The 10,812-nt window shown below is 33.1% G+C and carries 8 protein-coding genes; all 8 read left to right on the top strand.

The window, feature by feature from the left end; translation table 11 throughout:
* Positions 1 to 280: 280 nt before the first annotated feature.
* The 8 genes from C9J45_RS21110 to C9J45_RS21075 all read left to right on the top strand — a co-directional run bounded on the left by C9J45_RS21110 (position 281) and on the right by C9J45_RS21075 (position 10,668).
* The gene (locus C9J45_RS21110; protein WP_107206691.1) at positions 281 to 856 is read left to right on the top strand and encodes an outer membrane beta-barrel protein; all 576 of its coding nucleotides are present in this window, start codon (positions 281 to 283) and stop codon (positions 854 to 856) included.
* Positions 857 to 877: 21 nt separating this feature from the next.
* Positions 878 to 3,799, top strand: coding sequence for an Ig-like domain-containing protein (locus C9J45_RS21105; RefSeq protein ID WP_107292985.1), 2,922 nt, complete (start codon positions 878 to 880; stop codon positions 3,797 to 3,799).
* A 654-nt stretch (positions 3,800 to 4,453) separates the two neighbouring features.
* Positions 4,454 to 5,059 (top strand): fimbrial protein, encoded by a 606-nt coding sequence (locus tag C9J45_RS21100; RefSeq protein WP_107262182.1) that lies wholly within the window; start codon positions 4,454 to 4,456, stop codon positions 5,057 to 5,059.
* 185 nt (positions 5,060 to 5,244) lie between these two features.
* Positions 5,245 to 7,623, top strand: coding sequence for a fimbria/pilus outer membrane usher protein (locus C9J45_RS21095; RefSeq protein WP_158260236.1), 2,379 nt, complete (start codon positions 5,245 to 5,247; stop codon positions 7,621 to 7,623).
* 13 nt (positions 7,624 to 7,636) lie between these two features.
* The gene (locus C9J45_RS21090; RefSeq protein ID WP_158259284.1) at positions 7,637 to 8,338 is read left to right on the top strand and encodes a fimbria/pilus periplasmic chaperone; all 702 of its coding nucleotides are present in this window, start codon (positions 7,637 to 7,639) and stop codon (positions 8,336 to 8,338) included.
* 28 nt (positions 8,339 to 8,366) lie between these two features.
* Positions 8,367 to 8,873, top strand: coding sequence for a fimbrial protein (locus tag C9J45_RS21085; RefSeq protein ID WP_107206686.1), 507 nt, complete (start codon positions 8,367 to 8,369; stop codon positions 8,871 to 8,873).
* Between the two features lie 23 nt (positions 8,874 to 8,896).
* Positions 8,897 to 9,598 carry a fimbria/pilus periplasmic chaperone gene (locus C9J45_RS21080; protein WP_107292983.1) on the top strand — a complete coding sequence of 234 codons (702 nt, stop codon included), beginning with the start codon at positions 8,897 to 8,899 and terminating at the stop codon, positions 9,596 to 9,598.
* A 47-nt stretch (positions 9,599 to 9,645) separates the two neighbouring features.
* Entirely contained in the window at positions 9,646 to 10,668 is a 1,023-nt protein-coding gene (locus tag C9J45_RS21075; RefSeq protein WP_107206684.1) for a hypothetical protein, read from the top strand.
* Positions 10,669 to 10,812: the final 144 nt, after the last annotated feature.

Below are 10,812 nucleotides of genomic sequence, written 5' to 3'. Positions count from 1 at the left end.
TGCCTACACTATAAAAACATTAATAAAATGTTACGTAAATTCAAAATTACAAATAAATAAAATCTAATTTCACCGACTATTCATTGATTAATTAATAATAAGTGAAAAACTGAATTTTTATTGAATAAACAGTTATTTTCATATTATTACCATAAGTTTGAGATTGCTTCTATTAAAGATGTTGACATAAGATTATTATTGATATGCAACTTGTTTTTATTCGCAAATATAGTATTTTCTAGGTGAGAGTTATATTAGTTCATAAATTAAAAGGATTATTATGAATAACTTGAAAATATATGGACCGATGATTTTATACTCATCTTTAATTTTATTTTTTCCTACTGCATTTGCTGATACCAATAATGTTTCTAATAATTGGTATGTAGGACTAGATATCGGCAAAGGAAGTTATACCAACGCTGGAGATGAACATGCTTTATCTGTTGATCAAGATCATTGGGCGTTTGGCACGCATGTTGGTTATCAATTTAATCGGTATTTATCAACTGAAGTTGCGTACCAATACTTTGGTGAGGGAAATGCATCATATCCATTAGGAAATATTAAAGGTAACTTTCAACAATTAGTTTTAAAAGGAATTATTGGCAATTATTTAAATGATTTCTACCCATTTTTGAGTGCAGGTGTTGCTGCATGGTCAGGTAAAAGTAAAGGTTTAAGAGAAGGTACTGCTACAGGTTTTTCACCCGTATATGGCGCAGGTATTCGCTATTATATAAATTCACGATTGAATATTAAGTTGGAATATCAACGTACGGAATCAATGGGAAATAATGATATAGGGCATACCGATCATCAATTAGTTTCTATGGGCGTAAGTTGGGTATTTTAAAAGTACAAGGAAGAGCGTACTATGAAAAAGTCGTGTATACCTTTAGTTATATTATTAACAGCGTGTGGTGGCGAAGATGATGGTTTTCTCGATCAGGAAAAACCTTCGAACAATGGCAACGATACTTCTGAGTTTTTACCACCAATTACTAAAGATTATGAAATTATTACCTTTAATCAAAAAGCGATAACACTAAATCTTAATAATTTATTTTCAGACCTTGATACAGAACAGAAGCATTTAATTGTTAGCATTGGAAAAAACTTTCAAATTAAAAGCCCTAGTACATATGAATTATCGAATCATAACTTAACTTATATTCCTAATGGATTTATTGGTGAGCAGGTTATACCTTACAATGTTTTTGATGGTACATCGTCGACGATAGGCTATATCAAAATAACTAATGAGCCTTCTTCTGGCTCACCAATTACACCTGATATTATTGAAGTTCATACGCGAGATCTCATTATTTATATGGCGTCGTCTGCAACTCAATCATTTAGTCTTGGAAGTAAAGGTACTGTTATTGATTCATTATCAGGGGGATCGCTAGGTCGTATATCTACAAATGGGAATCAAATTACCTATACACCCAATATTAATGCTGATGGTGAAGACATACTTTCTTATGTTACGACAGATAGTAACGGTAAGGTTGTATCAGGTACAATTTCCATTAATGTAATTAACGATAAACCTGAACCTTTGGTGCCAATTACAAAAGACTATTTTGTTTCTATGGTTACTGGAACCGAGAAAATAATCTCATTGAATTCTGGCCCATCTAATATTTCAATAGACACAATTTATGGTGAAAAATTAGGTACAATTAGCTTTTCTGGTAGTCGTTTTACCTATAAATCTATCGCCGGAAAATCAGGTGAAGATATTATATTTTACACAATGACGAATAATGATACGGGCCAGACATTCAAAGGAAAGGTTGTTATCGATCTCTCTTTACCTGCTCCCGTCACGAAAGATATTATTCTGTATGTTGATGCGGGTGAATCAAAAACATTTTCTTTGGGTGATGGTTCATCCATCAATAAGATCCAAGAAATTACTAACGAAAAGTTAGGCTCAGTTTCAATTAACGGAAGTGAATTTACCTATAATCCGTCTGAAAATAAGTACGGGCAAGATATTTTATCTTATACCATGGCTGATCCAAATAACCCGAATAAAAAACAAACAGGCAATATAATTGTTAATGTTGTACCACCTGAAAAGCCAACCTTAACATATATAGGTCTTGATTTAGGTGGGGCGAGTTATGAACCTGGTGCCGAACTAACTTCTTCTTTATATTGTGAAAGGCATTGCGATAGTTATGAATATCAATGGATCATTAATGGAAAAGTGGTCGGGACTGATGAATCTTATACATTACAACCAGAAGATATAAATCACGCAGTTAAATTAGAGGTTGTTGGTGTTGATGAGTATGGACAAAAATCTAGTTCTGAGTATTCAATTTACTCTATAGCCACTGTCAATCAGATCCATAGCAATCACTATTCATTCATAGCGTCTAAAAGCCCTTCTTTAGATCCTTTTATTTCTTCATCAGATTTTATTGGTTGGGGAGCTGAAACATTAGGCGCTAAAGACCAATATATGCCAAGACCAGGAGCCGAATACAAACTCGTTGCTACGCAAATGGCTTATGTTTATGTACCTGAATACGATGCTGATGGTTGGGTGAAAGCTCCTGTCAATGCATGGGGAGATATTCGGCATGGTGGCGAGATGGGGATATATGATCCAAATTTCGGTACTCATAAACTTTATTATATTAAAGATTGTGTCGCATCACGTTTTGCATTTGCTTGTGTAACGGGTTTAGATTTTTATGATGACACTGGTGAGATGCCATTTGGTAAAGTTTATACATGGTATGACCCTAATCATGACGGAAGCTATACCAAAGTCGTTGAAGAAGAGGTCCCTGAAGGTATTGACGTAATTTTTTCTGCTGAAAATGCTTTCGCTGCACTAAAAGGTGACGACCTTGTGTCTTGGGATGTTAGTGCAAACCCGACAGTATTAAAACTTAATGATGTTGTGAAAGTTTATGATTCAGGAAAGCAGGACTCAATTTGGAAAAGACGTCCTGGTTTTACCGCAGTGACTTCAACGGGGAGAATCTTCACTTGGTCAGGTGGAGAGACGTCAGCGAATGAGATTACTTTTAGTTCCGCAACTGGTACGCCTCTTAACGGTGATGATATTGTATCTGTTCATACAACCGACTCTGCATATGCTGCAGTAATGAAAGATGGCTCGGTGCAGGTATGGGGTAATACAGATGGGGGGGCGGATATTAATGGGCTCGAACATCATTTATCTTCTGGTGTTGTTGATATTTTCTCCACGTCATCTGCTTTTGCAGCCTTAAAACAAGATGGAAGCGTTATTGTTTGGGGTGATGAAAGCTGCGGCGGCAAAAATAATACAGGTGTAAACTTAACTGATATTAAAGCAATCTCTAGTACAACAGATGCATTTGCCGCAATTAAAAATGATGGTTCAGTCGTCACTTGGGGAGATGTATCTGCAGGTGGTGACTCAAGTAGTGTGAGTTCTGAATTGATTTCAGGTGTTAAAGATATTGTGGGTAATAGGGAAGCATTTGCCGCTATTAAAAGTGACGGTTCTGTCGTGGTATGGGGATATAATCATGGCGGCGGTTTAATTACATCAACTGATGGTGTAACTGAACCTACAGAAAATGCTAATTTAGTTTCACGCTTAAAGTCTGGCGTAATTCATATTCAAGCAACATTATTTGCTTTTGCTGCACTAAAAGATAATGGAGAAGTCGTAAGCTGGGGACGAGATTATTTTGGTGGTGATACGAGTACTGTTGATTCAGAATTTATGCCAGATCCTAATTCGTTTTCACTTAGAGAAACATCTATTTTTGAGTCATATTGAAATTAGTATACCTATGATAATGCCCATTAATGTAGCTAGTTCATCTATAAATAAGCCGTTTTATTTTCCATATTAAATAATAATTAATGGTCAAAATATTATATTTAAGTGTGATTTTAGTAAATCGTGAATATTAGATGATTGTTTTTACGTATGTATTAACTAAATATAATGAGTGTCGGAGGTATATATATTAAAAATCACATATTAACCTAACGCTATTGATTGCATTGTTATTTACATTTTTGCAAAAATATTGAGGTTGATATCATATTATAATGATGAATTATTCATTAAAGGTATGTTTGGTTGATTTATGATAGCTGGTTGTTATAATAAAGACCCACAAAAAATATGGTTTTTAATTATTCACTTTAAAAGGTAACTGATCTGATGTTAATTAATCGCTCTGGTGTTAATTAATCGCTCTGGTGTTAATTAATCGCTCTGGTGTTAATTAATCGCTCTAGTGTTAATTAATCGCTCTGGTGTTAATTAATTGCTCTTATGTTAATTGATCGCTTTTATTTTAATTAAACACGCTGGTGTTAACTAATTTATTTTGTTGGAAATAAATTTAATGTGAAAAATGAAATATTTAAAGGTAATACTTTAAATGCATTTTTGAACAACGAATATTGATAAGGATATAATATGAAAATGGATAAAAAGACTACATTAGCTTCTACTATCTTACTATCTACTGCTTTTTTTTCAGTATCAGCTTTGGCAAATCAAGGTGATGTTATATTTCAAGGAGAAGTAACGAAAGCAACATGTAATTTTGTTATTCAAGACAGTGATGGTACAACGAATGCTTCTAACGTTGTGAATTTAAAGACAGCTACTGTTGATGAAGTAGAAGCTGGTAATGCCGAAGAAGTCGTTTTTGATATTGTTTCAGCAAAAAAAAATGATGGTTCTGATTGTTTCACTGCAGCTCATGATGTGACAGTTCTTTGGGTACCTGTTAATGGATGGGATGCTGATAATAACTTGGCTAATTTGGCGCCAAATGCATCAAAAGCACAAAAAGTTGCCGTAAGATTAATGAAAGGAGACGATGGCACTCAAATTACATCAACTGATTCACGTGTTCATTTTGAGAAAATAGCTCCAGGTACTGATGCTATTCACACACCTACAAGATATCAATTTAAAGCACAAATGGTAAAATCTACTGATGATGCGAGTACAGAACCAGCAGTAACAGCTGGTAACGTAAAATCGCAAGCTAAATTTGTTGTCGGCTATCGTTAATAAATTGGAGAAGTACTTTATAAGTGCTTCTCAATTACTCTTATTAATAGTAATTATATTATTAATAACTTATATGTGAACATTACAGTAAGCATAATATCACAAGAACTCTATTAATTATTAGAGACCAATGATTACAAATTAAGATGGATTTAATTCGTGGTTGAAATGCGATGGAGATACGCATGCATATAAAAAATGTGATTACTATTTTAGCTGTTATGAACTCTTCTTTGTGCTTGGCACAAACTGAGTTTGATACTTCATTTATGAATGGTGGCAAAAATGTAAGATCAGATTTTTTAGACTATTCAAGTAGCAATGTTCCTGGAAAATATTTGGTTGATTTTTATCTAAATAATAAAAGTTATGGTCGTCATGTTTTAGTGATAAAGGATGATGATAAAGAATCTATTTGTTTGCCATTAACTTTATTAGAAACGTTAGATCTACCTATTAATTATGAAAAAATGATCGACGCTTTCAATCCAACAGATCATTGCTATAATTTAGAAAAAATACCGAAAGCTTCAGCTATATTTGATTTTTCTACGCAATCTTTATCGCTTCAATTACCACAACTTATTTTATTAGAAGATAATGAGTATAGCTGGGACTATGGTGCTAATGGTTTTATTCTAAATTACAATGCAAATGCAAGTCATCACTATTATCGGGATCATGGTAAAGATACATCTTCAGCATTTGTGAATTTTGATTTACAGATGAACTATGATCGCTGGGTATTTACAACACAGGCGAGTGGTACTAATAAAACAGGTATAAGATCTTCAGAATATCTTGTGTCAACAGCGATAAAACCAATAAAAAGTGCTTTCTCTATTGGTAAAACATATACCCGATCATCTGTACTCAATGATTTTAGTTTTGTCGGCTTAACATTATACTCTGATAGCTCAATGGAACCTCATAAAACGAGAGCTTATGCACCGATTATCGAAGGATTTGCAGATTCCAGCTCAACAATTACCATTAAGCAAGGTAAATATATATTACTTTCTCGTGATATCCCTGCAGGTCATTACTCTTTTAGTAATATTAACCCTATTGGAAGTAAAGATATTGTTGTGGAGGTAGAAAGTGACACTGGAAAAATTACTAAAAAAATATATCCAATGTCAACGTTACCAAATCTGCTTGCTGAAGGTGACTACGATTATAATATAGCAACGGGACGCAAAGGTGATTTTGATAACTATATTAAAAATCCATTTATATTTGCTTCTTTAGATCGTGGGTTTAGGTATGCAACGTTAAATACAGCTGTGGTTTTACATGATAAGTACCAAAGCTTAGGTATAGGAGCTGGAGTTCCTTTAAGCTATTTCGGTGCAATTTCTTTTAATGTTAATGGCTCTAGAAGCGAATATAACAAAACGGATAAAAGTCAAAAAAGAAGTCTAGAAGGGATCAACACAAGTTTACGTTATGTGAAAGATATTACAGAACGTACACATGTTCAATTTGTAGCGTATGAATACCACAGTACTGGTTATGTTGATTTTAATGGCTTTGATCCTGATTCTTATGATGAGTATGGCAGTGAGTCATTAAGAAATCGATTTGAAACAATTCTTACGCATAGTTTTGATCATTCATATCTATCTGCTTCTGGCTGGTACAGTAATTATCGAGGGATAATCGCTAGCGAATATGGTGGCAACGTATCATTCTCAACAGCATTTGAGAATGGTGTGACTGCAAGTATTAGTGGTTCAATAACATCGTCTGAATCTCTTGGTGAGGACTATTCAACGACTCTAAGTTTAAGTATTCCATTATCTTATAAAGAACGAGATATATTCACTAATTCATCAGTGACTTATTCTAAAACATCTGGGACTACCGTTAGTACCAATACGTCATTCAACAGCAGTGATAATATTTCTCATTCTGTAAGTGCAAGTGCTTCGAAGTCTGAACGTTCTGCGTCATTTAGTACAAATGCCAACTTGAATCCTGTTGCTATCGGTTTTAATGCTTCAACGAGTAATAACTCAACGTCTGTTGGCGGATCTATCTCGGGCTCAGTTGCTGCTGCAGAAGGGGCTGGTATTGCTTATTCAAGCCGTCGCTCGCAAACTATAGCAATTGTGAATACAAAAGGGATAGATAAAGCTAAAGTTAACGGTCGTAAAGCTGATAACTTTGGAAACATTATTATTCCGCTTTCAACTTATACACAGAATCGTATTAATTTAAATAGTAAAGATATATCTCATGATATTGAGTTAAATAAAACGTCATATAATGTAATTCCGACTGATAAAGCAATAATTGTTCGTAAATTTGATTATAAGAAAGTGCAAAGATACTTACTTCGTGTGTTTGATAAGAATGGAACTGAATTACCATTAGGTTCACAGGTAACAACGGACGATAATGTTTATGTTGGTTTTATTGCAACACAAGGGGTGTTAATGGCAACGCTTGACTCACCTTCACATTACCTACATATCAAAACAAATACTCAAACTTGTAATGTGGACATTTCGAAAATTAAGCCAGATCTTAATGAAGTTAAAGATATATATTGCCAATAATGTTGAGGTTTTAATGAAAAATTACTTAATATCATTTTGTTTAGTAAGTTGTATGCTACTTTCTAGCAGTGTATATGCTGGGCTTAAAATGAACAAAACGCGTTATATTTATAATGAAGGACAAGGTGATATTACCGTAAAAATTGTCAATGATAGTGATGTTAACTATGGCGGCCAAGTATGGATAGATAATCTGAATGAAATAAATACGGATAGTGTTAATTTTATTGTGCTTCCTTCAATGTTTAAAATAGTAAAAAATGGTCGACAAATTATAAGATTAAAAAAGATTGGAAATAATATAAGAAAGGATCAAGAGTCACTCTTTTTTATTAATGTTCTTGAAATGCCACCTCGGCCAAAAGATACTCCTGATAGCTTTATGCAAATAGCGCTTCAAACAAAAGTGAAGTTGATATACAGACCAACATCATTACAAAAGACTCGTTTGGAAGCAGAAAAAGAAATAAAAATAGAAAAAGTGAATCATGGTTATAAGATAATTAACCCAACATCATATTATTTTGCTATTAGTAAAGTAATAGTGGATGGTAAATTGATTCATTTTAATAAATCCGTTGATAAAAAATTAGGATTATTTTCTCCAAAAAGTTCAATAGATCTATCTGGGATAAAGGTTAAATCTAGTTCAAAAATTACAATTTATGCACTCGATGATTTTGGCAGTAGTAGAGAATACATTATCAATGGGTAATTACTAAGACTTATTAAATGGTATTTATATGAGTGTGAATAAAATTGCTTTTGCAGTATTACTTTTATCATCTAATTACGTAATGGCACATATAGCTGAAGTAACTGTAAATATTAGCGGTAATATTATTAGTCCAGGTTGTACTGTTAATAGTAATAATGATGAAACCGTTGATTTTGAAACTGTTGATACGGGGCAGGTAATAACGGGTATTATAACAGAAACAGTGCCAGTTGTGATTCATTGCGCTAGGCCTGAAATTATTGACGGCATTAATATCAAATATGACCCTATTGATACATTAGGAAGTTCTGATGGAATACTTTCTACGAGTAAAGATGAACTTGGTATAAAACTCTTAGTTGAAGGCAGTAACTTGGTATTTGATCAAAACTACCCTGTTCCTATCGGTAATGAAACAGAATTTATCCATGATGTTACTGCTACACTGATTTACACGGGTAACGGTAATTATACAGATTTAAATGCAGGGGAGTTTACAAGCAAGTTAAGAATTACTTTAACTTATTATTAATCGTATTTTACTTAGGTTGATTCATGACATTAAAATATATTTTACATATTGGGCTATTTATACTTTTTTACAGTAGCAATTCGTTTGCTGCATTACAATTAAACGCAACAAGATATATTGTTAATGAAGGCGATAAAAGCGTTGAAATTAAGATAGAGAATATAGCAGATAAAACATACGCTGCTCAAATATGGATAGAGAACGAAAATAAAAAAGATAAAAACGTTAACTTTATCCCTATGCCTAACTTTTTTAAATTTAACAAAGGTGAAACACAAGTTGTTAGACTGCTAAATACACATAAATCGTCATCTCTTAATAATGAATCTCTGTACTGGCTCAATTTACAAGAAATACCACCTGTTGATAAGTCTAAAAAAAGTAGAATAACACTAGCTTTAAAAACAAGAGTAAAACTAATTTATAGACCTAAAGTTCTTTTAGGTAAAAGGGCTAATGCTGAGAAATTATTATCAGTTGTTAAATCTAATGGAAATATAAAAATTACGAATCCAACACCTTTTTATCTAGCAGTAGTTAACGTTAAATTTAATGGTAAAGAAATAAAACTAAACAATGAGATGAAACAGCAGTTAGGTGTTTTTCCACCTGAAAGTTCAGTATTTATTAAAAACAATTATGTAGCAACAATCTCAAAATTTGAATTTGACGCTATTAATGATTACGGAACAGTCAGTCATTTTCAAGGGAAATTAGGATATTAAATACTAATTAAACGTTTTAATTATAGAATACATATTAGGCTATCAGAATGATTAAAATTAAAGGAATCATGTTGTTCCTAATTGTTACCAGTACTTTTAATGTATATGCTAATGATATTGATGTTTTTGTTAATCCAGGTAGAGACGTTGTAGTTCCAGTTGTGCTAGATGGAATTACTTTAAATAATCAATTAGTTAACAGTGAGTTCTTTTGGGCTCATGAACGAGTCGGTACTAGTGACGAATACTCACGATCTGAAACTAGAGGTAATATAACTCTTAGTATGGTAGGAACTGCATCAACATTTCGCTTGTTATTTAATGGTGGTGGAACAAATTGGAATTGTAACCTTGGCGGTAATCCACTTCCTGGTGCGTTTCCTGGCCATAATTTAGCGGGTAATATATTGCATAGATTTTGTGGAGGAGGAAGTCAACGTTTGGGGTTTCACCTCAGAAATCGGGTTTTGCGCAATAATTGGAGAGTTAACCTTCGAACTAGAGTAAATCAGGTACGTATAGTTGTACCCGCTAATGCTACCACTCAACAAGAAAGATTTTCTATTTTCCATCGAGTGCAAAGAAATAATGCTGATAGACCTATTAATGTCGGCACTGCTGATAGAATCACTGTACATATTATACAAAATACCTGTACGTTTGGAGCTAATAACGCTGATATAGATATTAATGTTGGCGATATTACACCCGGTATCGATGGACCGAGAACTCCAGTGGACCTTGATTTAACCTGTATTTCTGAAAATAATGAAGTTGGAACCGCTGTTAATGCTGGCTTATCGAATACGGAAAATACAATGTTGGCAAATTATCGTATTGAAGAGAATATAGCGAGTAATTTTAATGACAAGGCTGTAAATGTGTTCTTATTTAGACCGAATAATGTTCGTGTTAATTTAGGTCAAGTATATGATGATATATTTGAATTAAACAACTTGGAATATCAAGTTATACCAAGTCCAATTGATGAATTTGATCCTCATGATAACACGGCTGCTCAGTTTGGTGCTTTTACTCGATCATATAATGTAATAATTGATTATTTTTAATCATGATATTGGTTTTAAAAAGGCTTAAGCTATATTTTAATAGCTTAAGCCTTTTTTTATCAATAAGTAAAGTATTCATCTTTATAGTTATTTTAATGATAAAGATAGTCTGTTTCCTTTTTGGAATTGAATGGTATCTTGTTA

Source organism: Photobacterium sp. GB-1, assembly GCF_003026165.1.
Taxonomy (GTDB): Bacteria; Pseudomonadota; Gammaproteobacteria; order Enterobacterales; family Vibrionaceae; genus Photobacterium.
This window is presented reverse-complemented; position numbering and strand designations above follow the sequence as displayed.

What these genes read in the sequence shown, in the direction of transcription:
- C9J45_RS21110 (WP_107206691.1), top strand. Translation starts at nt 281, where the DNA reads ATGAATAACTTGAAAATATATGGACCGATGATTTTATACTCATCTTTA.
- C9J45_RS21105 (WP_107292985.1), top strand. Translation starts at nt 878, where the DNA reads ATGAAAAAGTCGTGTATACCTTTAGTTATATTATTAACAGCGTGTGGT.
- C9J45_RS21100 (WP_107262182.1), top strand. Translation starts at nt 4,454, where the DNA reads ATGAAAATGGATAAAAAGACTACATTAGCTTCTACTATCTTACTATCT.
- C9J45_RS21095 (WP_158260236.1), top strand. Translation starts at nt 5,245, where the DNA reads ATGCATATAAAAAATGTGATTACTATTTTAGCTGTTATGAACTCTTCT.
- C9J45_RS21090 (WP_158259284.1), top strand. Translation starts at nt 7,637, where the DNA reads ATGAAAAATTACTTAATATCATTTTGTTTAGTAAGTTGTATGCTACTT.
- C9J45_RS21085 (WP_107206686.1), top strand. Translation starts at nt 8,367, where the DNA reads ATGAGTGTGAATAAAATTGCTTTTGCAGTATTACTTTTATCATCTAAT.
- C9J45_RS21080 (WP_107292983.1), top strand. Translation starts at nt 8,897, where the DNA reads ATGACATTAAAATATATTTTACATATTGGGCTATTTATACTTTTTTAC.
- C9J45_RS21075 (WP_107206684.1), top strand. Translation starts at nt 9,646, where the DNA reads ATGATTAAAATTAAAGGAATCATGTTGTTCCTAATTGTTACCAGTACT.